The 23,067-nt window shown below is 63.8% G+C and carries 21 protein-coding genes; 14 read left to right on the top strand and 7 right to left on the bottom strand.

Features of this window, described 5'->3' with window-relative positions:
- Nucleotides 1-85: 85 nt before the first annotated feature.
- The 3 genes from F3J17_RS15265 to F3J17_RS15255 form a co-directional block, all read right to left on the bottom strand.
- The gene (locus F3J17_RS15265) at nt 86-895 is read right to left on the bottom strand and encodes a LytTR family DNA-binding domain-containing protein (protein ID WP_167059891.1); all 810 of its coding nucleotides are present in this window, start codon (nt 893-895) and stop codon (nt 86-88) included.
- Between the two features lie 40 nt (nt 896-935).
- Nucleotides 936-2,042 (bottom strand): histidine kinase, encoded by a 1,107-nt coding sequence (locus tag F3J17_RS15260; protein WP_167059888.1) that lies wholly within the window; start codon nt 2,040-2,042, stop codon nt 936-938.
- A gap of 97 nt (nt 2,043-2,139) precedes the next feature.
- On the bottom strand, nt 2,140-2,709 hold the full coding sequence (locus F3J17_RS15255; protein WP_167059885.1) for a DUF6622 family protein: 570 nt from the start codon (nt 2,707-2,709) through the stop codon (nt 2,140-2,142).
- A gap of 168 nt (nt 2,710-2,877) precedes the next feature.
- Between F3J17_RS15255 and F3J17_RS15250 the strand changes: the two genes are divergently transcribed.
- The 5 genes from F3J17_RS15250 (at nt 2,878) to F3J17_RS15230 (ending at nt 10,643) form a co-directional block, all read left to right on the top strand.
- A complete protein-coding gene (locus tag F3J17_RS15250) occupies nt 2,878-3,882 on the top strand; it encodes an AraC family transcriptional regulator (protein WP_167059882.1) in 1,005 nt (334 codons plus the stop codon).
- A 253-nt stretch (nt 3,883-4,135) separates the two neighbouring features.
- Complete coding sequence (locus F3J17_RS15245; protein WP_167059879.1) at nt 4,136-5,926, top strand: acyl-CoA dehydrogenase; 1,791 nt, start codon at nt 4,136-4,138, stop codon at nt 5,924-5,926.
- 70 nt (nt 5,927-5,996) lie between these two features.
- Complete coding sequence (locus F3J17_RS15240; RefSeq protein WP_167059876.1) at nt 5,997-7,679, top strand: electron transfer flavoprotein-ubiquinone oxidoreductase; 1,683 nt, start codon at nt 5,997-5,999, stop codon at nt 7,677-7,679.
- Nucleotides 7,680-7,724: 45 nt separating this feature from the next.
- Nucleotides 7,725-8,912, top strand: a complete 1,188-nt coding sequence (gene bktB, locus F3J17_RS15235) for a beta-ketothiolase BktB (protein WP_167059873.1) — start codon at nt 7,725-7,727, stop codon at nt 8,910-8,912.
- 54 nt (nt 8,913-8,966) lie between these two features.
- Nucleotides 8,967-10,643 (top strand): fatty acid--CoA ligase, encoded by a 1,677-nt coding sequence (locus F3J17_RS15230; RefSeq protein ID WP_167059871.1) that lies wholly within the window; start codon nt 8,967-8,969, stop codon nt 10,641-10,643.
- Between the two features lie 114 nt (nt 10,644-10,757).
- Here F3J17_RS15230 and F3J17_RS15225 read toward each other — a convergent pair whose 3' ends face one another.
- Both F3J17_RS15225 and F3J17_RS15220 read right to left on the bottom strand, forming a co-directional pair.
- Nucleotides 10,758-12,305, bottom strand: coding sequence for a SulP family inorganic anion transporter (locus F3J17_RS15225; protein ID WP_240160990.1), 1,548 nt, complete (start codon nt 12,303-12,305; stop codon nt 10,758-10,760).
- 37 nt (nt 12,306-12,342) lie between these two features.
- Nucleotides 12,343-12,969 (bottom strand): carbonic anhydrase, encoded by a 627-nt coding sequence (locus F3J17_RS15220; RefSeq protein ID WP_167059865.1) that lies wholly within the window; start codon nt 12,967-12,969, stop codon nt 12,343-12,345.
- A 376-nt stretch (nt 12,970-13,345) separates the two neighbouring features.
- On the opposite strand from F3J17_RS15220, the gene F3J17_RS15215 reads away from it, so the two are divergent.
- The 9 genes from F3J17_RS15215 (at nt 13,346) to F3J17_RS15175 (ending at nt 20,926) form a co-directional block, all read left to right on the top strand.
- Entirely contained in the window at nt 13,346-13,903 is a 558-nt protein-coding gene (locus tag F3J17_RS15215) for a hypothetical protein (RefSeq protein ID WP_167059862.1), read from the top strand.
- 161 nt (nt 13,904-14,064) lie between these two features.
- Nucleotides 14,065-14,412, top strand: coding sequence for a winged helix-turn-helix domain-containing protein (locus F3J17_RS15210; protein ID WP_167059859.1), 348 nt, complete (start codon nt 14,065-14,067; stop codon nt 14,410-14,412).
- Nucleotides 14,413-14,445: 33 nt separating this feature from the next.
- Complete coding sequence (locus F3J17_RS15205) at nt 14,446-14,946, top strand: DUF523 domain-containing protein (protein WP_167059856.1); 501 nt, start codon at nt 14,446-14,448, stop codon at nt 14,944-14,946.
- 209 nt (nt 14,947-15,155) lie between these two features.
- Complete coding sequence (locus F3J17_RS15200) at nt 15,156-16,187, top strand: DNA-binding protein (RefSeq protein ID WP_167059853.1); 1,032 nt, start codon at nt 15,156-15,158, stop codon at nt 16,185-16,187.
- Between the two features lie 127 nt (nt 16,188-16,314).
- On the top strand, nt 16,315-17,025 hold the full coding sequence (locus F3J17_RS15195; protein WP_167059850.1) for a pyridoxamine 5'-phosphate oxidase family protein: 711 nt from the start codon (nt 16,315-16,317) through the stop codon (nt 17,023-17,025).
- 97 nt (nt 17,026-17,122) lie between these two features.
- Nucleotides 17,123-18,412 carry an FAD-binding oxidoreductase gene (locus tag F3J17_RS15190; RefSeq protein ID WP_167059847.1) on the top strand — a complete coding sequence of 430 codons (1,290 nt, stop codon included), beginning with the start codon at nt 17,123-17,125 and terminating at the stop codon, nt 18,410-18,412.
- Between the two features lie 15 nt (nt 18,413-18,427).
- The gene (locus tag F3J17_RS15185) at nt 18,428-18,985 is read left to right on the top strand and encodes an XRE family transcriptional regulator (protein WP_167059845.1); all 558 of its coding nucleotides are present in this window, start codon (nt 18,428-18,430) and stop codon (nt 18,983-18,985) included.
- A gap of 127 nt (nt 18,986-19,112) precedes the next feature.
- Nucleotides 19,113-20,471, top strand: coding sequence for a glutamine synthetase family protein (locus F3J17_RS15180; RefSeq protein ID WP_167059842.1), 1,359 nt, complete (start codon nt 19,113-19,115; stop codon nt 20,469-20,471).
- A 176-nt stretch (nt 20,472-20,647) separates the two neighbouring features.
- Nucleotides 20,648-20,926: an HU family DNA-binding protein gene (locus F3J17_RS15175; RefSeq protein ID WP_027818693.1), complete on the top strand. Its 279-nt coding sequence runs from the start codon at nt 20,648-20,650 to the stop codon at nt 20,924-20,926.
- 213 nt (nt 20,927-21,139) lie between these two features.
- On the opposite strand, the gene F3J17_RS15170 is transcribed toward F3J17_RS15175, so the two are convergent.
- A complete protein-coding gene (locus F3J17_RS15170; RefSeq protein ID WP_167060469.1) occupies nt 21,140-22,618 on the bottom strand; it encodes a GGDEF domain-containing protein in 1,479 nt (492 codons plus the stop codon).
- A gap of 102 nt (nt 22,619-22,720) precedes the next feature.
- Nucleotides 22,721-23,026 (bottom strand): NIPSNAP family protein, encoded by a 306-nt coding sequence (locus tag F3J17_RS15165; protein WP_167059839.1) that lies wholly within the window; start codon nt 23,024-23,026, stop codon nt 22,721-22,723.
- Nucleotides 23,027-23,067 lie beyond the last annotated feature (41 nt).

The following is a 23,067-nucleotide window of genomic DNA, read 5'->3' as shown; positions in this document are numbered from 1 at the left end:
CCGGATAACGGTCGCGATTGCGCAGTTCTTGAGGGGTAAGTTATTACCAGGTCTTACCAGTAGTTGCGCGCCGTGGCCGCCGATCTCACATGCCCTTGAATCGATCCGCATAAAGCCGGCTCACCACCAGCCGCGCTTCGTGGCCGCGCAGTCGCAGCGTGAGCTTGCCGGCCTCGTCGCGCGAGGCGCTGGCGATGGCGTCCGCACGCACAATCGTGCCGCGATGGATCTGCCAGAACGTCTGCGCGTCGAGCCGTTGCAGCAGATCGCGCAGCGAGAGGCGAATCAGGTGCTCGCGATCCGCCGTGACGACACGCACATATTTGTCGGCGGATTCGAAAAACAGCACCTCGTCGACGGGAATCATCGTGATGGTGTTGCCCGCGCTCGCCTGGATCATGCGCAGCGGTTCGATGCCGGGCTCCGCCGACTCGCGCTCGATGCCCAGCAGGCCGCGCAACTGGGCGACGAGCGGTTCGAGCTTGTCCGGCGCTGCGCTGCGTCTGGCGAGCGCAGCGCGAAGCCGCTCGCAGGTTTGCGCAAGCCGTTCCGGCTGCACCGGCTTGAGCACGTAGTCGAGCGCGGCGCGCTCGAACGCGCGCACCGCGTATTCGTCGTAAGCCGTGACGAACACGATGAGCGGCGGCGCGCCGTGGGCGTGGCTATCGGGCCAGTCCTCCACCAGCGCCTGCGCGGCGTCCAGCCCGTTCATGCCCGGCATGCGGATGTCGAGAAACACCACATCCGGGGCGAGAGCCAGGCACTCGCGTAGCGCCGACGCCCCGTCGCCCACTGTCGCCAGCACGCGCAGTTCGGGCCAAAGGCGCTGCAATTCGGCTTGCAGATGGGCGGCCAGCAGGGGTTCGTCTTCGGCGATCAGGGCGGTGGCTTGCATGGCGTCGGGGCGTGTCGGGTCGTGTCGGGGCGTGTCGCAGTCAGGAGAGGGCGGGCGCGTGAATCGGCACGCGCACGATGGCGAGCGCACCGCCGCGGCCGTCATTGGGCTCGGTCAGGGCGAACTGCGCCGCCTCGCCGTACAGCGCGGCGAGGCGCTCGCGCACCTGCCGCAGTCCGAAGCGTGTGCCGTCGGCGGGCGCGGCGTGCAGTCCTGCGCCGGTGTCGCGCACGCTCAGGATCAGCGTCGCGCCTTCGCGGCGGGCGGCGACCTCGATTTCGCCGCCCGCGACGTGCGGCTCCAGACCATGCTTGAGCGCGTTTTCCACCAGCGGTTGCAGGAGCAGCGGGGGCACTGGCAGCGCGCCGAGTGCGTCGGGCAGATCGAGCGTCGCGCGCAGCCGTGGCCCCATGCGGACTTGCATGAGTTCGAGATAGTCGCGCACCCGCGCGAATTCCGCTGTCAGCGCGTGCGTGTCCGAGCGCGAGGCGTCGAGCGTCGCACGCAAAAAGCCGATCAGGTGGTCGAGCATCGCCTGGGCGCGCGGCGGATCGCTGCCGATCAACACGCGCAGATTCGCAAGTGTATTGAACAGCATATGCGGTTCGAGTTGCGAGACGAGCAGGCGCAACTGGGTTTCTGCGGCCGTGCGCAAGGCAGTTTCGGTGCGCGCCTGCATTGCGGCGAGCCGGCCGCGCGCGTAGAAAAACCAGGTGCAGCCGAGCGTCAGAACGAGCGCCGGGCCGAAAGTCGGCAGCAGCACCGAACGGTTGCGGAAAAACGCGATGGGATCGCGGTGTACGCCGGTCAGCCAGTCGCCCAGCGCATGCCCCGCGAAGTAGCCGAGCGCCACCGAGAACACCAGCCACGGCGCCATCAGTGGCCAGCCTGGCCATGCGCGCTGAGGGGCCTGTGCGTCGGATGCGGTGTGGGCGGCGGTGCGGCGTTTCACAAGCGCTGCGAGACCGTAGCGGCCGCCTTCGATCAGCGTCTGGATACACAGCGTGATGCTGAACGAGTACTTGAGGTTGGACACGAACGATTCCTGCACAAGCGCGCCGGACAGCAAAGTGCTGAGCGCGCCGATGGGAATCGCGATGCGGATTTCCCGCCAGAGCCAGTCGAGCGCGTTGCGGTAGGAGGGCATGTCGGCTTCCGGAGTCGGTGCTCAACGAGAGAGGCGCGGCGCGCGCCGTGGTGGGTCAGGTGTGCATCAGGGCAGATTCTAGCGCCGCGGCCGAGGGCTACCAGAGCGCGGCGTCCCGGGTGAGGACGCTGCGGGCGATGCGAAACATCGCATAGCTGCGCGACACGAACACGCCGCTGAACGCACCATAGGCGAGGCCGGTGAGGCAGGCGAAATCCGCGTCGTCAACGCGCGCCGGATGCATCGCGAGCGTCGCGCCAACCACGAACTTCACGCAGAAGAGGCCCAGATAGAGCGCCAGCGGCAGCCAGCTGCCCGGCACGATCAGTCTTTGCTGCGTCTGCGACCAGCGCACGCCGCGCCACGCGCCTTGCGTCGTCATCACCGAAAACAGCGCGCCCGCGCCCAGCGCCCAGGCCGCAAGCGCAAGCGGCTCGTGCGCGAAGTCCGAAACCACGCCGTACAGCGAAAACGCGGTCATGACGAGCGGCAGGGCTGTGGCGCTGCGCAGCGAGCGCTGGCGCGGCACGCTCTGGCGCACGCCCAGAACGATGAGGGCGGCAAGCGTGCCCCAAACCCAGTGGGGCGTGTGTTGGATCAGGCTGAGATACATGGCGGCAACCTCGGTGGTGAGCATCTGAACGGTGAGTGCTTCGATGACGCTCATGGTCGGGCGGCGCGCGGCGCGGCGCGAGCGGATTGCGACAGGCGGCGCGGCGGCGTCGCGAAACGCTGCCTCAAGGGTGTGAACGGCGATGCGCGAGCGTATGATGCGGTGTCGCGCTCAGGCGCTTTTTTCTCGCTCCGCCCCGGCTTACCCGGCGTTATCCACGGCATGCAACTTCCTGGCTCCACCGTCCCCATTTCGCTCGTTCTCGGTTTTCTTGCCGCCGCCGGCGCGCGGCCCGAAGTGGTCGAGCGCTATCTGGAAGAAGCGGGCATCCCCGAAGAATTGCTGAGCGAACCCGGTGCGCGCGTGACTGAAGAGCAGTTCTCCACGCTCTACCGCATGCTCGCCATCGAGCTGGACGACGAAATGCCGGGCGTCTTCAGCCGGCCGTTTCGCAGCGGTACGCTCAAGTTTCTCTGCCTGAGCCTGCTGGATGCGCGCAACCTGGAGACGGCGCTGCATCGCTTTGGCCAGTTTTTCCATATCGTGCTGGACGACTTCCGCCTCGAATCCCGTCGCAGCGCGCTGGTGGCGCAAGTGGAATTGCGCCCGGCTCCGGCCTTTGGTTCGCTGAGTCCCCTGGGGCAGGAGTTGATGCTCAAGCTTGCGCACGGCGTCTCGTCCTGGCTGATCGGCCAGAAGATTCCGTTCCTCCAGGTCGAGCTGGCCTGCGAGCGTCCGGCGCACGCGCACGATCACCGCTACTTCTTTTCCGGGCCGGTGCGCTTTGGCTGCGAGACGGCGCTGTTTCGCTTCAGCGCGGCCTATCTGGATATGCCGATCCGGCAGAGCAAGCGCAATCTGCGCCAGTTTCTCGCGCGCTCGCCCGGCGACTGGATCTTCGAATCGTTCAGCGAGCAACTGGTGAGCCATCAGGTGCGCCAGTACCTGGCGAGCACGCTGCCCGATCTGCCGACCATCGAGGCCGCCTCGGACCATCTGCACTGTTCGGTGCGCACCTTGTGCCGACGCCTCGCCGCAGAGGACACGTCGTTCCAGGCGCTCAAGGACGAATTGCGCCGCGACGTGGCGATCCAGCGCCTCACCGACACCCAGGACACCATCGCGGCTATTGGCGCAGATATCGGTTTCGACGATCCCAGCGCCTTTCATCGCGCCTTCCGGCACTGGACCGGCAGCACGCCCGGGACCTATCGCGGCCGCGACTGATGCGCAACCCCACACGCGGGTGGATTGGACACGCATCGCATCAGGTTTAACCCTGGGCTGCCTTTTATTCAGGCGCTCGACAGGCAGAGCGTGGCCAGATTTGTCACTAGATGGGCCGGTTTGGACAGTCCCGCGCGGGGCCTTTGCCGCTACGATGGGCCGGACATTGCCCCTGTGGCATCGGCTTATGCAACACGCGTAGCCGTTGCATCAATGGGCTTCCCCGATCTACCGCGTGATTGAAAGGTTCGCCATGAGCTTTACTGCCCCCGTCAAAGACATGCTGTTCGTACTGAAAGAGCTGGCCGGCATCGACGCTGTTGCCGCGCTGCCGGGCTACGAAGATGCAGGCTTCGAAACCGCTCAGGCGGTGCTGGAAGAAGCCGCGAAGCTCAGCGGCGAAGTGCTCGCGCCGTTGAATGTCGAAGGCGACCGCGCCCCCAGCAGCTGGCGCGATGGCGAAGTCACGGCGACGCCGGGCTTCAAGGCCGCGTTCCAGCAGTTCGCCGAAGGCGGCTGGCAAGGTTTGCAACATCCCACCGAGTATGGCGGCCAGGGTTTGCCCAAGCTGATCGGCACGCCCTGCAACGAAATGCTCAACGCGGCGAACCTGTCGTTCGCGCTGTGCCCGCTGCTCACCGACGGCGCGATCGAAGCGCTGCTCACCGCCGGCACCGAAGAACAGAAGCAGCGCTATGTGCCGAAGCTGATCTCGGGCGAGTGGACCGGCACGATGAACCTGACCGAGCCGCAGGCAGGCTCCGATCTCGCGCTGGTGCGCTCGCGCGCCGAGCCGCAGGGCGACGGCTCGTACAAGGTGTTCGGCACCAAGATCTTCATCACCTGGGGTGAACACGACATGGCCGACAACATCGTCCATCTCGTGCTGGCGCGCGTGCCGAATGCGCCCGAAGGCGTGAAGGGCATTTCGCTCTTTATCGTGCCCAAGTTCCTCATCAACGAAGACGGCTCGCTGGGCGCGCGCAACGACGTGCATTGCGTGTCGATCGAACACAAGCTGGGCATCAAGGCGAGCCCGACGGCGGTGCTCCAGTACGGCGACAACGGCGGCGCGAGCGGCTATCTGATCGGCGAGGAAAATCGCGGCCTCGAATACATGTTCATCATGATGAACGCCGCGCGCTTTGGCGTGGGCACGCAGGGTGTGGCGATCGCCGAGCGCGCCTACCAGCAGGCCGTGGGCTACGCGAAGGAGCGCGTGCAAAGCCGTCCGGTGGATGGTTCCGCGAAGCAGTCGGTGACGATCGTGCATCACCCGGACGTGCGCCGCATGCTCGCGTCCATGCGCTCGCAGACCGAAGGCGCGCGTGCGCTCGCCTACGTGGCGGCAGGTCATGCCGATGCCGCGCATCATCATCCGGACGAAGCCGTGCGCGCACGTCATCAGGCGATCTACGAATTCCTCGTGCCGATCGTGAAGGGCTGGAGCACGGAGATGGCCAACGATGTCACCAGCCTGGGCGTGCAGGTGCACGGCGGCATGGGCTTCATCGAGGAAACCGGCGCGGCCCAGCACTATCGCGACGCGCGCATTCTGGCGATCTACGAAGGCACCACGGCGATCCAGGCGAACGACCTGATCGGCCGCAAGACCGCACGCGACGGCGGCGCGGTGGCGAAGGCGCTGCTCGACGAAGTCGCGCAGACCATCGAAGCGCTTGGTCAGGCAGGTGGCGCGGCGGCGGCATCGGTGCGCACGCAGCTTGAGCAGGGCGTGCAGGCGCTTTCGCGCGTGATCGACTTCGTGCTGGAAAACGTCAAGCGCGATCCGAACGCGGTGTTCGGCGGCAGCGTGCCGTATCTGAAGCTCGCGGGCATCGTACTGTGCGGCTGGCAGATGGGGCGCGCGCTGCTGGCGGCGCAACGCAATCTCGCCGACGATCCCGCGTTCTACGGCGCGAAGATCGCGATGGCGCAGTTCTACGCCGAGCACATTCTTTCGCAGGCCAGCGGCCACGCGACGGCGGTGCTGACCGCACGCGGCGACGAAGGCGTGCTCGCGCTTGCCGAAGACCAGTTCTGATTCTGGCCAGATTGTGACGAGCGCGGTGGCCTGACACGGGCCGCGCTCCGGTAGTTGGGGGAGACACAGCATGAATGCGAATAACGCAAACGAATTGATCGCGCAATACGGTCCGCGCGAGTCGATGGAATACGACGTGGTGATCGTCGGCGGCGGCCCGGCTGGGTTGTCGGCGGCGATTCGTTTGAAGCAGCTGGCGGCGGAAAAGGGCGCTGAAATCGGCGTATGCGTGCTGGAAAAGGGCTCGGAAATCGGCGCGCATATTCTTTCGGGCGCCGTCATGGATCCGCGCGCCATCACCGAACTCTTTCCCGACTGGAAGGAGCAAGGCGCGCCGCTAAACGTTCCCGTGACGGAAGACAAGTTCCTGTTTCTGTCGGAAACGGGCGCGAAATCCGTGCCGAACTGGGCGCTGCCCGACAACTTCAAGAACCACGGCAATTACGTCATCAGCCTCGCCAACGTGACGCGCTGGCTGGGACAGCAGGCCGAGGCGCTGGGCGTCGAGATTTTCCCCGGCTTTCCTGCCGCGGAAGTGCTTTATAACGACGATGGCTCGGTGAAGGGTGTCGCGACGGGCAACATGGGCATCGGCAAGGACGGCGAACCGACCGAGAATTTCCAGCTCGGCATGGAATTGCACGCGAAATACACGCTCTTTTGCGAAGGCGCGCGTGGTCACCTCGGTCGTCAACTGAACGAAAAGCTCAAGCTCGGCAAGGACGCCGATCCGCAGGTCTATGGCATCGGCATCAAGGAACTGTGGGAAATCGATCCCGCGAAGCACCAGCCGGGCCTCGTCGTACACACGGCTGGCTGGCCGCTCGAAAGCGATACCTATGGCGGCTCGTACCTCTATCACACCGAGAATAATCAGGTGATGGTGGGCTTTGTCGTTGGGCTCGCGTACTCGAACCCGTATCTGTCGCCGTTCGAGGAATTCCAGCGCTACAAGACGCATCCGGCGATCCGCAAGTATCTCGAAGGCGGCAAGCGCGTGTCGTATGGCGCGCGCGCGATCACCGCGGGCGGTTTGATGTCATTGCCGAAGCTCGTGTTTCCGGGCGGCGCACTCGTCGGCGACGATGCGGGCTTCCTGAATGTCTCGCGCATCAAGGGCAGCCACGCGGCGATCAAGACCGGCATGCTGGCTGCGGAAGCGGCGTTCGAAGCGGTGCAGGCGGGTCGTCAGAGCGATGAACTCACGGCGTATCCGGAAGCATTCAAGAAGTCGTGGCTGCACGAAGAACTGTACAAGGCGCGCAATTTCAAGCAGTGGATGAGTAAGGGCTTGTACCTCGGCACCATGATGGTCGGTCTCGAACAGAAGGTGCTGGGCGGCAAGGTGCCCTGGACGCTGCACCATCAGCATCGGGATCACGAAACGCTCAAGCCGGCTTCGCAATGCAAGCCGATCATCTACCCGAAACCTGACGGCAAGCTCACATTCGACCGGCTCTCTTCGGTGTTCATCTCGAACACGAATCACGAAGAGAATCAGCCCGCGCATTTGACGCTCAAGGATGCGAATGTGCCGGTTGGCATCAATCTGACGACCTATGCGGGACCGGAAGCGCGCTTCTGCCCGGCAGGCGTCTACGAATTCGTGAAAGACGATTCGAATGCAGACAGGCTGCAGATCAACGCGCAAAACTGCGTGCACTGCAAAACCTGCGATATCAAGGACCCGACGCAGAATATCGTGTGGGTCACGCCCGAAGGCGGCGGCGGCCCCAACTATCCGAACATGTAATGTCCGCTGCGCAGGCGCGCAGCCCCATCGAATGAGGAGTGCAAAATGAGCAAGGAAGTCGTAGTCGTTGGTGGCGTACGGACCGCAATCGGCAAGTTCGGCGGCAGCCTGAAGGATGTGTCGCCCACGGAACTGGGCGCGCTGGTGCTGCGCGAAGTGCTCGCTCGCAGCGAGGTCAAGCCAGAAGACGTGGGCCATGTGGTGTTCGGCAATGTGATCGCCACGGAGCCGAAGGACCTGTATCTGTCGCGCGTTTCGGCCATCAACGCAGGTATTCCGGAATCGACGCCCGCGTTCAACGTCAACCGCCTGTGCGGCTCGGGCCTGCAGGCGATCGTCTCGGCGGCGCAGACCATTATGCTGGGCGATGCCGATGTCGCCATCGGCGCGGGTGCGGAGAACATGAGCCGCGCGCCCTATATCACGCCTGACGCGCGTTTTGGCGCGCGCATGGGCGATGTGCGCCTCGTCGACATGATGCTGGGCGCGCTCAACGATCCGTTCCATACGGTGCCGATGGGCGTGACAGCTGAAAACGTTGCGCGCAAGTTCGACATCTCGCGCGAGCGTCAGGACGCGCTGGCGCTCGAATCGCATCGCCGCGCCGCACAGGCGATTGCCGAAGGCCGTTTCGCAAGCCAGATCGTGCCGGTGACGCGTACGGTGAAGGGCCGCGAAGTCGTATTCGATACCGACGAACATCTGCGCACCGACGCGACGATCGAAGACTTCTCGAAGCTCAAGCCGGTGTTCGCGAAGGAAAACGGTACGGTCACGGCGGGCAATGCGTCGGGTATTAACGACGCCGCCGCCGCTGTGCTGCTGATGTCGCGCGAAGCCGCTGAAAAACGCGGTCTCGCACCGATGGCGCGCCTCGTTGCCTACGCGCATGCAGGAGTCGATCCGCTGCATATGGGCATTGGCCCGGTGCCGGCCACGCGCCTCGCGCTGCAACGTGCGGGGTTGCGTATCGAAGACCTCGACGTGATCGAATCGAACGAAGCGTTCGCGGCGCAGGCTTGCGCGGTGACGCAGGAACTGGGCCTCGATCCGGTCAAAGTGAATCCGAACGGTTCGGGTATTTCGCTGGGCCATCCGATCGGCGCGACGGGCACGCTCATCACCGTGAAGGCGCTGCACGAACTGCAACGCGTGAACGGACGTTATGCGCTGGTGACGATGTGCATCGGCGGCGGTCAAGGTATTGCGGCGATTTTCGAAAATCTGCGCTAAATCCTGATTTTTCGCTCAATACCATTAGCGTTTGGCACGAGACTGGAGTAACACATGTACCACGAGGCGAATCAAGCCAACGACACGAGCGACGTGAACGAGGACGCTCAGTCCGCTTATGCCTATCCTCTCCTGATCAAGCGCCTGCTGCATACGCCGATGGCGCATGCGCGCGAGCAGGAGATTGTCTATCGCGGCAAGGTTCGCATCAGCTATGCGCAATTGCAGGAACGCATCGCGCGGCTCGCGAACGGACTGCAGCGTCTGGGTGTGAAGCACGGCACCACGGTGGCGGTGATGGATTGGGACAGCCATCGCTATCTGGAGTGTTATTTCGCTATCCCGATGATGGGCGCGGTGCTGCAGACCGTGAACATTCGTCTTTCGCAGGCTGAAATCGCCTATACGATCGATCACGCGCGTGCGGAAGTCGTACTGGTGCATACGGATTTTCTGCCCGTTCTGGAGGCAATCCGCGAGAAGCTGCCGCGCGTGCACACCCTGGTGCTGATCGACGACGAAGGCAATGTGTCGCCGCCGCCGGGACTCGAATTCGCCGATGAATACGAGCGTTTGCTCGCCGCCAGCGCCACGCAATTCGACTTCCCTGACTTCGACGAAAACACGCGCGCCACCACCTTCTATACGACCGGCACGACCGGTCTGCCGAAGGGCGTGTATTTCTCGCATCGCCAGCTCGTGTTGCACACCATCACGGTGATGGCCGCGCTCACGAGTCCCGAACACGGCCAGCGCGTGCATCGCGGCGACGTCTATATGCCGCTCACGCCGATGTTCCACGTACACGCGTGGGGCATGCCGTATATCGCGACGCTGATGGGTTTGAAGCAGGTGTATCCGGGCCGTTATGTGCCGGATCGCATCGTCGAGTTGATTCGTGAAGAAGCGGTGACGTACTCGCATTGCGTGGGTACCATCCTGCACATGATGCTCAGTTGCCCGCAGGCGAAGACCGCCGATTTCAGCAAGTGGAAGGTGGTGATTGGCGGTGGCGCGCTGCCGCATGGTCTCGCGCGTGCGGCGCTCGAACGCGGCATCGACATCTTCACGGGTTATGGCATGTCCGAGACTTGCCCGGTGCTCACGCTCGCGCAATTGATGCCGTCGCGCGAGCCGCGCACGCTCGATCAAGAGGTGAGCCTGCGTTGCCGCACGGGCCTGCCGATTCCGCTCGTCGACCTGCGCATCGTCGATGAAGAAATGCGCGACGTGCCGCACGACGGTGTGGCGAGCGGCGAGGTGGTGGTGCGCGCGCCGTGGCTCACGCAAGGCTATCTGCACAATCCCGAGGCGTCGAAAGTGCTGTGGGAAGGCGGTTATCTGCACACGCAGGACGTGGCGCGCATCGGCCCGGACGGCTATCTGCAGATCACTGACCGCATCAAGGACGTAATCAAGTCGGGCGGTGAATGGGTCTCGTCGCTGGATGTCGAAAGCCTGATTTCGCAGCATCCGGCGGTAGCCGAAGTGGCGGTGATCGGCATCAAGAGCGAGAAGTGGGGCGAGCGCCCAGCCGCCGTGGTCGTGCTGCACGCCGAGCGCGACATGTCCGTGAGCGCCGAGGACATCCGCACGCATGTGATGCAGTTCGTCGAGACCGGCAAGATCTCGAAGTATGCGGTGCCGGAAATCGTCAAGTTTGTCGACGCAATCGAGAAAACCAGCGTGGGCAAGCTGAACAAGAAATGGCTGCGTGAGAATTTCGATTGACGCAGTAGCCAGGTTCTTGCGCCGCCGTGAATGTGACATCGCACGGCGGCGCGGGGAGCAAGCAGCGATCATTCAGGCGCGCCTTGGGCGCGCTTTTTTTCGTCTGCGTTGCGTTCAAGTCACACGCGCGGGTCGCGCCCACGGCAGGCGTCGTCGCGCGCTGGCATCGATGCGCGGCCACTGCATGCGCTCTACCGCGATATGTCGGCGCGGTGCATCGGCAATGAAACGATCAAGCGTTTCGCGGATGTCCCGATCGACGAAATCGGCGCGTTCCGCATCGATCAACACGGTCGCGTGATCGGGAATGCGTGCGAGACAGCGCATCAGCATCGGCTTCGAAAGAAATGAGGCATCCTTACGAAACGAGAGTAGATAGTGCTTGTCGTATTCGGCCAGCGCGAAGGTGTCGTCGAGGTTGGCGCGCATCGCCAGCAGCATGCTCACCGCAATGCCGATTCCAATGCCGATCAGCAGATCGGTCGCCAGCACGCCCACGATGGTGGCGACGAAGGGAATCAGGCGTTCCGCGCCTTCGCGCATCATCGCGACGATGAGTTGCGGCTTCGCGAGCTTGTAGCCGGTCTGGATCAGGATGGCCGCAAGACAGGCGAGCGGGATGAGATTGAGCACGCTCGTCAGAGCAAACACGCTCACCAGCAGCAACACGCCATGCACGAAGGCCGAAAGACGCGTGCGCGCGCCCGCGTTGAGATTGGCGGAGCTGCGCACGATGACCGCGGTGATCGGCAAACCGCCCAGCGCACCGGCAATCATATTGCCGACGCCTTGCGCCTTGAGTTCGCGGTCGGGTGAAGCACGGCGGCGCTGCGGGTCCATCTGCTCGACGGCTTCGAGGCTCAGCAGCGTTTCGAGGCTTGCCACCACGGCCAGCGTGAGCGCGACGCGCCAGACATCGGCGTCCACCAATTGCGTGAAATCAGGCAATGCGAGCGCGCCAGCCAGCGCATCGAACGAGCCGAGTGAGTCGAGCGCCACGCGCTGCGCGGCCGGCAAGCCGAAAGCGGGCGCAAGCATGTCGAGCAGCACCGTCACGCCTATGCCGAGCGCCACGACAGCGAGCGGCCCCGGTACGGCGCGCACCAGCGCGAAGCGTTTTGCGCGCGGCGTTTCCCACACGAACAGCAACGCGACGGATACGACGGCGAGCGCGAGTGCGGGCAGAAGCACCGGGCCGAACGGCGTCGCAAGCGTGGCCGACGATGCAGGCGCGCCGACGCCCATCGCCAATGGCACCTGCTTGACGATCAGCAGCAGGCCGATCGACGCGAGCATGCCCTTGATGACCGGCACCGGCACGAAGCTCGCCAGTTGCCCGGCACGCAGCAGGCCGAACACCACTTGCAGCGCGCCCGCGATCAGCACGGCGCAGAGGAAGGCCGAGAAACTGCCGAGCGTGCCGATGGCCGACACCACGATCACGACGAGGCCCGCAGCCGGGCCGCTCACGCTCAGATGCGAGCCGCTGAGCAGCGCCACCACGAGGCCGCCGACTATGCCCGAGAGCAGCCCGGCAAACGGTTCGACGCCGGAAGCCGTGGCGATGCCCAGGCACAGCGGCAGCGCGACGAGAAAGACCACGATGCCCGCGAACAGGTCGCTGCGCAGGGTCGTGAAGTCGATGGAGCGAGATTTCGGCATGGTTTTCCAGGAGTGGGGAAGGCGGTCGGGAGGGCGTTCAGGCGGCGATGGTCGGCGTGGCAGCCGCTTCGGCTGTTTGAGTCGCATCGTGCAATTGCAGAAGCCGGCCTTCTCGCAGGCCGAAGACCCAGCCATGCACCTGCGGTCTGCGTTTGGCGTCGCGCAGGATCGACGATGCTTCGAGGCGCTGCACCTGCTCGATCACGTTGAGCTCGGCGAGGCGGTCGACGCGGGCGTCCATGTTCGCGATGGCGTCGAGTTCGGCGCGATGACGCGCGGCCAGTTCGCGCAGCCCGGCAATCCGGCGGTTCACGAGCGGCAGCGCGGGCGACTGCGGCGACAGCGCCGCGCGCACGCCGCCGCAATGGTGATGGCCGCACACGATGATGTGCTCCACTTCGAGCACGTGGACGGCGTATTCGACGACGCTGGAGGCGTTGGTGTCGTCGGTGGCGAACAGGTTCGCAATGTTACGGTGTACGAACAGTTCGCCGGGCCGGGCGTTGATGATGCGTTCCGCAGGTACGCGGCTGTCCGAGCAACCGATCCAGAGCACGCGCGGCTGTTGGCCTTGCGCAAGCTGGCTGAAGAAGTCCGGCTCACGGGTGGCGACTTCAGCGGACCAGGCGAGATTGGCAAGCAGGAAGCGTTTCGGAGGATTCATCGTTTGAGGCTCCAGAAGGATGGCGAGTGGCAAGTCCGAATCGCCGGCGGCGAATTTGATGTTTACGAATAGCTTTCGATAGGATGGTTCCGAAAATAAATCGCGCGTTGCGAAAAAAAATCGAAAAATATTCAGACCGTGAGTTTTATGGCATTTGCATGACGATGAAGCCTTTGTGCGGGCGATTGCTGGCCGATAGGCGTGTCATCGTTACGTCGTCAGGGGCTTCCTGATCGTGCTAATTTCCGCCGCGCCTCTTGTCGATTGACCGGATTGACGTTATATTTTTTATAACAATAGAACCTGAGAGAGTACCGAAGCGACGCGGCGCGCCCCGCACATTGCGCGGGCGTGCGGTGATCGCACGGTTGGTCGTATGGCTTCATCCGACACCTGGCTGGTCCGATATCCCCTGTTTCGCGAGGCGCTTTTCCACGGCGCCATGCCGCTCGGCGCATTGCCTCCCCAGGCGCGCGCGGTAGTGGGCAAGCGCGTATTTGCGGGAGACGGCGCAAGAGACATCGCGGGCAGCGCGGCGCTGCACGTCGTCAGTGACGTGCGCGTCGCGTACGTGGAGTTGCCCATGTCGCTCGTCGATCAGGCGGTGCGCGATCATGGCGTGCCCGATGGCGATGACGACGCTTCCCTTAATGACGCCATCGGCGACACGCGCCTGCACTATCCGCGTGTCGCCAGACTGCCGTGTCTGCTGATGCCTGGGCAGGGCGTTTTCCTCGATAGCTGGATGCGCTTTTTCGTCTATCGCGCGCGCGGCGATATCAACGTGCCAGTGCTGGCAGTCGACTGGTTCACGCTGTATGAACGCATTGCGCGTATGCTGGAAAGCGAGCGCGATGCAAGCCCCTCAGCAGGCTCTTATGGGCGCGCGTTCGATGATCGATGGGCTTCGCGCGAGCCCGGTCTGGTCGAATAGAGCCTGATAGCGCTGATTAGAAGAAAGCCTCCGGGATCATGGCGCCAGATCCCCGATGCAAAAGCAGTGGTGCGTTTATCGGCGCGGTAGAATGCCTCGCGTTCCCATGCGCGCGACGTGCGTGGGAAGGACTGCAGTCGACGATATGCGACTTCCTCACCATGACGCGCCCTGCTGATATCTACTTCCGTTTCCTGCAATTGGCGGATGCGCTGCGCGGCTTGCCCGCGCTGCCGGCGCTCGATCCGCTTGAACAGCGCATCCTCGAACTGGTGGCGCGCGTCGGTCAGACGCACGAGCGTCTTTCCGTGCGGGACATCATGGGCAAGAGCGAACTGGGTTCGCCGGCCACGCTGCATGCGCGGCTGACGTCGATGCGCGAGAAAGGCTGGATCCGCCTGGGCGATACCGAGGACGCGCGCCGCAAGCAGGTTGAGCTTACGCCCGCCGCGCTGCGTCATTTCGACAAACTCTCCGAAGCACTGGTGCGCGCTGCGAAGGATCAGTGACCGTTTCGCGTTGTTCGCTTTCCCTCGATTCCGATGATTCACAAGATTCTGGTCAGTGCGTGTCTGCTCGGCAGCCCGGTTCGATACAACGGTGCGGCGAAGACGCTCGCGCATCCGCTGCTCGATGCGTGGCAGCGCGAAGGGCGCATCGTGTCCGTTTGCCCCGAATTGATGGGGGGCTTTGCTGTGCCACGCCCGGCGGCGGAAATCGCGCAGGCGCAGGCGGGTGATGCGGTGCTTGCCGGTCACGCGCGCGTGGTCGACCTGCATGGCGCCGATGTGACGGCCTTGTTCGTCGCGGGGGCGCAGGCGGCTCTTGTCGCGGCGCGCGAGCACGATTGCCGCTTTGCCTTGCTCATCGACGGCAGCCCATCGTGTGGCAGCCGGTTCATTTACGACGGCAGTTTTTCCGCGCAGCGCCATGCAGGGGCAGGGGTGACGGCGGCCTTGCTGCGTGCTCACGGAATCGAAGTGTTTTCCGATTCTGAGATCGGCGCACTTGGAGAGCGGCTGGCTCGCGCAGAGCAGGGCTGATCGCGTAGTTTCTTTCTGGCGGCTCGCGCCCGGCGAGCTTCGCAACACTCCCTCGAATCGCTAATTTCAGGCGCTAAGCACGATCACTCAGGTATTACGCGTCTTTAATACGAACATTATAAAAGTAATGTCTAAATATTAGACTTTAAAGGTAGAAAATTGACGGTTTACGTTGTAATATTTACGGACTGAACGCATTGAGAACCAGCATGTCCGACGCCGCTCCAGACGAAGTCCGCATCACCGCCGAAATCGAGCGCCTCAAGATCGAATTTCCCAAGACACGCGAGTTGTATCGGGAAGTGTGCGCCCTGCTGTTCTTCCGCTTTGGCGTGACGCCAACCGCCAACCGCCTCTATCAGTTAGTACGGCGCGGCAGCATGGGCACGCCCACGGCGGTTCTCTCCGAGTTCTGGGCGGAATTGCGCGAAAAGAGCCGCGTGCGTATCGAACATGCGGATCTGCCTGAAGAGTTGCAGGGTGCGGCAGGCGAACTGGTTGCCGCGCTATGGACGCGCGCGACGGCAGCGGCGCAGGCGTCGCTGGACTCGCTGCGAGTCGAAGTCGAAGAAGCGCGGCGCGAAGCCGAGGCAAGCGTTGCGGCCTTGCAGAACGATCTCGCGCGCACGGAAACGGCGCTGGAACAACGGACCTCGGCGTTGCTCGCCGCGCAGGTGCGCATCCACGAACTGGAGCAGGCGCAGGCAGCGGGCGAGGCCACCCGCGCCGCGTTGGAAGGGCAAATTGCCAGCCTTGAGCAAACCGGCCGGGACCGCGACGCCGCGCTCGTCCAGGCGCGCGCCGACTTTGCCGCTGAACTCGACAAGCTACGCGCGGGCGCCGAACTCGCGGAAACGCGGCTTCAGGCGGCGGAAAAGCGTGCGTTGCTCGAAATCGAACGCGAACGCACCGCCAACACGCGTCTGCAACGCGATCTGGAGGCGGCGACCAAACGCGCATCGCGTGCCGAAGAGACCGCGCGCACCGAATCGCAGTCGCTGCAAAGCCAGTTGGGCGATCTGCGACATCAGGCGGGAATACTGGAAGGGCGTCTGGATGCGTTGCGCACAGCCCACGCCATGCAGGCCGAAGAACTGGAAACATTGCGCAGCAAGGCAAATACGGCAGCCTCCGCGAATAGCGCCCCGGCTGCACGTCGCACGCCACGACGCGCCGCGCGAGCGACTGACGGTGCGGCCAGGCCATTGCGTGTTATGCGCAAAAAGTCGGCGCAAGACTGACTGTGACCCCATCATATCCGCGACGCATCGTGGCTCTATATCTTCGCAGTATGTTGGGTCTACCGTTGGAGCCACCACTTCGCTAACGTAATCGGCTTTCCCCACTTTGAAACAGGAGAAGCCGAGGATGTCCGAGAGCGACAACAACGATACCGACTCTGTCGATTCCGTCGCAACCCAGGGCGCGCCGTCGTCGCGCACGCGTGTGCGCCGCGCCGCCGAGCGCGCCAACTACGATCCCGCCACGCTGCATGCGATTCTCGATGCAGCCTACGTCTGCCACGTCGCGTTCGCTGATGACCAGGGCGTCCATTGTATTCCCACCGCATGCTGGCGCGAGGGCAATCATCTCTACATCCACGGCTCCAACGGCAGCCGCATGCTCAAGCTCGCCGCTCAAGGCGCGCAGGTCTGCGTGACCGTGACGCACATCGACGGCCTCGTGCTCGCGCGCTCGGCGTTCAATCACTCGATGAACTATCGATCGGCGATGATCTACGGCGTGTTCGAAGTCGTCGCGGATGAACACAAGAGCGCCGTGCTCGACGCGTTCATGGAGCACATCGCGCCCGGTCGTGTGCACGAAGCGCGCGAGGGCAATCGCAACGAACTGGCCGCGACCAAGGTGCTGCGCCTGCCGCTCGACGAAGCGGTCGCGAAAGTGCGCGCGCATGGTGTCTCGGACGACGAAGAAGATCTCGATCGCCCGGTTTGGGCCGGCGTATTGCCGATGGCGCTGTTGCCGCTTGCGCCCGAGCGCGACGGCGACCTGCCGCCGGGCGGTGAACCGGCTTATGTGCGTGAGTGGGCGAAGCGCGCCGCAGCCGCGCAACGATGAGCTAGAAAGGGCGCTCAGGAAACCCCCGCTTGTGTCCGTGAAATTGTCGTGCTAATTTTTCATGAAATTAAGCCGATAAAATTTCACGGATGCCGCCATGTTCGTCGAGTCGACCCAGCACGTAGAGAGCTACTACGCCCGCACCCTGCCTGCCGCCGCGCCCGCGCGCGCTGCGCTGGAAGAGGATTGTGATGCGGACGTCCTGATTGTCGGCGCGGGATTCAGCGGGTTGCATACGGCCTTGCGTCTCGCGCTGGCCGGCAAGCGCGTCGTGGTGGTGGAAGCGAGCAGGGTGGCCTGGGCGGCATCGGGACGCAACGGCGGCCAGGCGTTGTTGGGCTGGTCGTGCGATATGGGGCCGCTCGAACATTCGCTGGGCGTCGAGCGCGCCCGTGAACTCTGGGGCAGCATGCGCTGGGCCGCGCGCGAGGTGCGCGAGTTGCCGCAGCGTCATGGCTTCGATATCGATTACCGGCCCGGCAGTCTGTGGGCCGCGGTGAAACGCAATCGCGTCGCGCTGCTCGACGAGGCACGCGACGATGCCGCGCAGAAATGGGGCTACGACGCGCTGCGCGTGATTCCGCAGCAGGACATGCCCGGCTGGATCGGCAGCGCGCGCTATCGCGCTGCGCTCTACGATCCCGAAGCGGGTCATCTGAATCCGCTCAAGCTTGCGCTCGGCATCGCCGCCGCCATCGAGCGCGCGGGCGGCCGCATCTTCGAGCAGACCCGCGTGCTCAAGTGGCGCGAAACGCCATCCGGTTTTATCGCGAACACGGCGAATGGATCGATTCGCGCAGATACGCTGGTGCTCGCCTGCAACGCCTATATCGATCGGCTCGACAGCGAACTGGCGCGCCGCGTGCTGCCCGTCGGCACGTATCAGGTGGCGACCGCGCCGCTCGATCCCGCGCTCGCCCGCGCACTGCTGCCGCGCAATAGTTGCGTGATCGACAATCAGTTCGTCCCCGACTATTTCCGTCTGAGCCCCGATCACCGGCTGCTGTTCGGCGGCGCCTGCACCTATCTGGGCGGCATCCCGAAAGACATCCGGACGGCGATCCGTCCGAGTCTGGAGCGCGCGTTTCCGCAACTGCGCGGCATCGAATTCGAGCATGCGTGGGGTGGTCACATCGACATCAGCATTCGCCGCACGCCCGACGTGGGGCACGCGCGCGGGCGCTACTGGCTGCAAGGTTTCTCCGGTCACGGCGTGTTGCCGACGCTCGCCGCGGCGCGCGCGGTGACCGATGCGATCCTCGGCGATACACGCTTGCTCTCGCACTACGAGGCCATCCATAATCCGCGTTTTCCGGGCGGCGATGCCCTGGCCGCGCCGCTCGAAGCGCTCGGCAAGCTCTGGTATCGCCTGCGCGACGTCGTTTAGAGGGGAGAAACCGGTATGGACAGGCAGGAAGAGATCGAAGGGCTCGCGATCCTGATACGCGATCTGCGCAAGCACAAGAAGGTGACGCTTTCGGAGCTGGCGCAGCGCATCGGGCGTTCGGTGGGATTTCTTTCGCAGGTCGAGCGCGGGTTGTCGCGGCCGACTGTTGCCGATCTCACCGCCATCGGCGAGGCGTTGCAGACGCCTACGACCTACTTTTACAGCGTGAGCAAGCCGCGCGCGCTGCCGTGGGTGACGCGGCCGGCTGAGCGCCGCACGCTTTATTACGGTGGCGGCATCACGGATGTGCTGGTGTCGCCGAGTATGTCGTCGGGTTTTTCGATGCTCGAAAGTCTGCTGGAACCGGGCGCGACGAGCGGCGAGCGTCCCGTCGACGATAGCGACGAACAGGGCGGTTTCGTGCTCGATGGCGAGCTGACGATCTGGCTCGACAGTGATGGTGAACCCGTTACGCTCAAGGCCGGCGACAGTTTCCAGTTGCCTTCGCGCTGCCGCTTCAGTTACGCGAATCTCGCTGAGCAGCCCGCGCGCGTGCTTTGGGTCTTCACCTGACGTTTCTGCATGCTTTTTAAAGGCATGCGTGCTTTCCGGTTGTTTCGCATTCCAAACTAAAATTCCAGCTTGCGCCAACAAGGATCTTGCCGTGACCGCTTTCGCGACCCAACCCGTGACTGAACCCATGACTGAATTCGCAACCAGCGTCGCCCCCGACCTCCTGAGCGAAGTACGCGCTTTTCGCGCGGCCCATCCCGATGTGCAGTATGTCGATCTGATCTGCCTCGATCTGCCGGGCCATTTCTACGGCAAGCGTTACCCCATCGGCATGCTGGAAAAAGTCGCGGCCGGAGCCATGCTCAAGCTGCCGCAGAACTGTATCCTGCTGGGCGCGCAGGGCGGCGTGTATCCGATCGGCGAATACTGCTTCCATGATGGCGATCCCGACGCCGCGCGCCGTCTCGTGCCCGGCACGCTCAAACGGGTGCGCTGGGAGCAGCAGCCGCTCGCGCAGATGCTCATCACCTCGGACGGCACGGCCGCACCGATCGCTTTCGAGCCGCGCGAAGTGCTGGCGCGCGTGCTGGAGCGTTTCGCGCGGCGCGGTCTTAAGCCGGTGGTCGCCTTCGAGCTGGAGTTCTATCTGTTCGACGCGAAGCTGCGCGAGGGCCTGCCGCAGCACGCACGCGACCCGCTGTGCGACGATCCCGACGATCAGCCGAACATGCATATCGAACGGCTCTCGCGCTTCGCGCCGGTGCTGCACGAGATGGTCGAGGCGGCGCGCGAACAGGGTGTCGACGCAACGGTCATGACCGCCGAACTGGGCCCCGGCCAGTTCGAAATCAACTTTGGCCATTGCGAAGACGCATTGCGCGCGGCCGACTGGTCGGCGCTATTCTGTCGCAGCACGCGCGGCGTGGCGACGCGGCACGGTTACCGCGCGAGCTTTATGTCGAAGCCCTGGCTCGACGCGCCGGGCAGCGGCATGCACGTCCACGTCAGTCTCTACGACGAGGCGGGCCGCAATGTGCTGGCGGCGCACGAGCGGCGCGCTCTGCGTCACGCCGTGGCGGGGTGCCTGGCGCTGCTGCCGCACTGCATGCCGGTTTTCGCCGCGAATCACAACGCATTCCGGCGCTACGGCGCGATGGTCAACGCGGCCAGCCGGGCGAGCTGGGGCTTCGAAGATCGCGACGCCTGTATCCGCATTCCGGAGTCGGACGAGGCGAATCTGCGCATCGAGCATCGTCTCGCAGGCGCCGACGCCAACCCCTATCTAGTGCTCGCCGCCATCCTTGCCGGGATCGAATATGGACTCGACGCGGGCCGCGAACCGATCGCGCCGCTCAACGAAAACCGTGCGAGCGGGGTCGATTTTCCGGGCGATATGCTTTCGGCGGTGGCCGCCATGCGCAGCCACGCCGGGGTGCGCGAGGCGCTCGGCGAGGACTTTGTGATGGTCTATTGCGAAAATAAACGGCAGGACCACCTCGATTTTATGAACGCTATTGCCGCACGCGAATATCGTTGGTTTTTGTAAAAATACGCGAAATAGACACTATTTAGCTGAGAAAATCGCCTTGCATGAATCGTTCCTGCATGCCCGGGGCGTCTGTAAGCCCCGTGTGCCTTACGTTTCGATATGCAACGCGATTTGCCTGTTTTGCCCGCGTGAGGTAGGGTATGCAGGTTTTCTCAACTCAACACAGGTAGCAGATGAACAAACAGGAACTCATTGACGCAGTCGCCGCAAGCACGGGCGAGACCAAGGCAGCCACGGGCGCGGCAATCGACGCGATCCTCGAAGTGGTCACCAAGGCGGTCACGTCGGGCGATTCCGTGCAGCTCGTCGGCTTCGGTTCGTTCTCGACCGGCCAGCGCGCAGCACGCGTCGGCCGCAACCCGGCCACGGGCGCGGAAATCCAGATCGCTGCGGCCAAGACGGTCAAGTTCACGGCCGGTAAGGCCTTCAAGGACGCCGTCAACGCGTCGTGATGCTGGCCGCCGCCGCGCGGCGCGTGCGCGGTTCATGATGTAACGCAGGCGTTTTGCGCTTTCGTTGCGTTTGATCCGATGTACGCCCACTGCGCGGTTTCGGCTGCGCATGCGCGGCGGTAGGGTGCATCACACTCCGGGAGCGGAACGCATTGCGTTGCGCTCCCGGTTGCCGTTTACATCGGCGAAATATCCGTTGTCCGAAACAACGGCTTAGAGATCATCCTTGCGCGACGTCGCGAGCTGTTCCGACGCCGCCGCGCCATTGCGCGTGAGTTCGTTACGGCGACGCTTGGCCTCGTACATGGCCGCGTCCGCGGTACGCAGCATGCCTTCCACGCTTTCGCCTTCCTCGCAGCTTGCCCAGCCCAGCGAAAAGCTCAGACGCGGGCCGCCATAGAACTGGTTGTTCAACTCGACCAGCTTGCCGATGCTATCCGCGACGATTTCCGCATCGCGCGCGTCGGCGCCGGGCATCAGCACCGCGAATTCGTCGCCGCCAATGCGCGCGGCCTGATAGGGCTTCTGGATCGCCTTCGCCAGCACTTCGCCCGCACGTCGCAGCAATGCGTCGCCGGAGGCGTGGCCCAACTGGTCGTTGACGGTCTTCAGGTTGTCCATATCCAGCACGATCGCGCTGACCGGGAACGGTCCCTTGCGCTGCAGGCGGTTCACCTCATCGACATAGAACGAGCGATTCTTGAGCTTGGTAAGCACGTCGTGCTTGCCCAGGAATTCGAGGTAAGCCTCGGCTTTCTTGCGCGCCGTGATGTCGGTCAGGGCGAGGAGCACGAGATCCCAGCGTTCCTCGTGACCCGGGAAGACCGAGAACTGCAGATGGACGTTGAGTTCGCTGCCGTCGAGCGCGTAATTGATGACTTCGCGTTGCTGGAACAGGCGGCCTTCCCACAGATCGAGCAACTGCTCGCGAAAATGCGGGCGCATTTCGTCGCGGAAAACCTGCGGCAGGCGCGCGAGCAGCGTGGCTTTGTCGGGCGCGCGATACATGCCAAGCGTGTAGTGATTGACGTCGATCACCTGAATCTCGCTCATGCAACGCTCGACAAACTCGGGGTGCACGTCGGTGAAGGTACGGAAATCGACGATGCCCTGCATGCGCACTTCGTCGAGCAAATCGCGGATCGCCGAAAAATTCTCGACCCACAGCGACACCGGCGCATGCTCGAAAACGCCGAGCGCATACTGTTCGCTCGCCGCCGCCCGATGACGCGCCTCTTCAAGCGCGGAGACATCCTCGATCGAAACGAGCACGCGGCTCCAGTCGTTTTCGTGGCCCGGCAGGATCACACCGCGCAGCAATATATCCATGCGGCGGCCGCCGAGCGTGTAATTCACACTCTTGCTTTCAAACGTGGCGCTGCCTTGCCACATCTGTTCGAGTTCGCCCACGTGCGCCTGGAACATATCGTCGCGCAGGACTTCGGCGAGATGAGCGGTGAGTTCCTCATGACTGCGCGCGCCATAGAGCGCGAGCGTATGCCGGTTCACCTTGAGCACGCGGATGCACGCCGAACATTCGGCCACGCGGCGCGGATCGTCTTCGAGCCAGGTGCGGATATCGGTCACGCCGGCTTCGCGCCAGCGCTCGAACAGGGCGCGCAGCAGACTGTAGTCTTCGAGCCACAGGGACGTGGGCGTGACGTCGAAAAAGTCGAGCAGATCGACGCCCATACTGGCAAAGCTGGCGGCGGTGGCCGGAGTGCCTTGTTGCATGTCGGGTGCAAGGTGAGGAGTTGAGGCGCGCCGCGGTCCGTGCGGCGCGCTATGCGCATCCTACCCGAATACGGGGCGCATGAAACTGCGTTCATAACTCACGATACAGCGGGTCTCGTCCGCGTAACGGAAGGCAGCCTGGCAGTCGGCGTCATGCCGGGATTGCTCGCGGTAGGTTTCGTAGGCGGCCAGGCTCGGGAACGAAAACAGGGCGAGCGCGATATTGTTCGCGCCTTCGCTGGGCAGAAAATAGCCATGATGCTGGCCGCCGAAGCGCTCGACGAGCGGAATCCACCTCTTTGCGTAGGCTTCGAATTCGGCAAGACGATAAGGGTCGATGACGTAGCGCAGCGTGCAGGTGATCATGGTTGGGCAATACCTTCGGTGATGGGTATGGCTTGCGATTC

The sequence above is a fragment of the Burkholderia sp. Ax-1719 genome (assembly GCF_011753055.1).
Classification (GTDB): domain Bacteria; phylum Pseudomonadota; class Gammaproteobacteria; order Burkholderiales; family Burkholderiaceae; genus Paraburkholderia.
Note: the sequence above shows the minus strand (reverse complement) of the source record. Positions and strands in the feature narration are given on the sequence as shown.

What these genes read in the sequence shown, in the direction of transcription:
- F3J17_RS15265 (WP_167059891.1), bottom strand. Translation starts at nt 895, where the DNA reads ATGCAAGCCACCGCCCTGATCGCCGAAGACGAACCCCTGCTGGCCGCC.
- F3J17_RS15260 (WP_167059888.1), bottom strand. Translation starts at nt 2,042, where the DNA reads ATGCCCTCCTACCGCAACGCGCTCGACTGGCTCTGGCGGGAAATCCGC.
- F3J17_RS15255 (WP_167059885.1), bottom strand. Translation starts at nt 2,709, where the DNA reads ATGAGCGTCATCGAAGCACTCACCGTTCAGATGCTCACCACCGAGGTT.
- F3J17_RS15250 (WP_167059882.1), top strand. Translation starts at nt 2,878, where the DNA reads ATGCAACTTCCTGGCTCCACCGTCCCCATTTCGCTCGTTCTCGGTTTT.
- F3J17_RS15245 (WP_167059879.1), top strand. Translation starts at nt 4,136, where the DNA reads ATGAGCTTTACTGCCCCCGTCAAAGACATGCTGTTCGTACTGAAAGAG.
- F3J17_RS15240 (WP_167059876.1), top strand. Translation starts at nt 5,997, where the DNA reads ATGAATGCGAATAACGCAAACGAATTGATCGCGCAATACGGTCCGCGC.
- bktB (WP_167059873.1), top strand. Translation starts at nt 7,725, where the DNA reads ATGAGCAAGGAAGTCGTAGTCGTTGGTGGCGTACGGACCGCAATCGGC.
- F3J17_RS15230 (WP_167059871.1), top strand. Translation starts at nt 8,967, where the DNA reads ATGTACCACGAGGCGAATCAAGCCAACGACACGAGCGACGTGAACGAG.
- F3J17_RS15225 (WP_240160990.1), bottom strand. Translation starts at nt 12,305, where the DNA reads ATGCCGAAATCTCGCTCCATCGACTTCACGACCCTGCGCAGCGACCTG.
- F3J17_RS15220 (WP_167059865.1), bottom strand. Translation starts at nt 12,969, where the DNA reads ATGAATCCTCCGAAACGCTTCCTGCTTGCCAATCTCGCCTGGTCCGCT.
- F3J17_RS15215 (WP_167059862.1), top strand. Translation starts at nt 13,346, where the DNA reads ATGGCTTCATCCGACACCTGGCTGGTCCGATATCCCCTGTTTCGCGAG.
- F3J17_RS15210 (WP_167059859.1), top strand. Translation starts at nt 14,065, where the DNA reads ATGACGCGCCCTGCTGATATCTACTTCCGTTTCCTGCAATTGGCGGAT.
- F3J17_RS15205 (WP_167059856.1), top strand. Translation starts at nt 14,446, where the DNA reads ATGATTCACAAGATTCTGGTCAGTGCGTGTCTGCTCGGCAGCCCGGTT.
- F3J17_RS15200 (WP_167059853.1), top strand. Translation starts at nt 15,156, where the DNA reads ATGTCCGACGCCGCTCCAGACGAAGTCCGCATCACCGCCGAAATCGAG.
- F3J17_RS15195 (WP_167059850.1), top strand. Translation starts at nt 16,315, where the DNA reads ATGTCCGAGAGCGACAACAACGATACCGACTCTGTCGATTCCGTCGCA.
- F3J17_RS15190 (WP_167059847.1), top strand. Translation starts at nt 17,123, where the DNA reads ATGTTCGTCGAGTCGACCCAGCACGTAGAGAGCTACTACGCCCGCACC.
- F3J17_RS15185 (WP_167059845.1), top strand. Translation starts at nt 18,428, where the DNA reads ATGGACAGGCAGGAAGAGATCGAAGGGCTCGCGATCCTGATACGCGAT.
- F3J17_RS15180 (WP_167059842.1), top strand. Translation starts at nt 19,113, where the DNA reads ATGACTGAATTCGCAACCAGCGTCGCCCCCGACCTCCTGAGCGAAGTA.
- F3J17_RS15175 (WP_027818693.1), top strand. Translation starts at nt 20,648, where the DNA reads ATGAACAAACAGGAACTCATTGACGCAGTCGCCGCAAGCACGGGCGAG.
- F3J17_RS15170 (WP_167060469.1), bottom strand. Translation starts at nt 22,618, where the DNA reads ATGGGCGTCGATCTGCTCGACTTTTTCGACGTCACGCCCACGTCCCTG.
- F3J17_RS15165 (WP_167059839.1), bottom strand. Translation starts at nt 23,026, where the DNA reads ATGATCACCTGCACGCTGCGCTACGTCATCGACCCTTATCGTCTTGCC.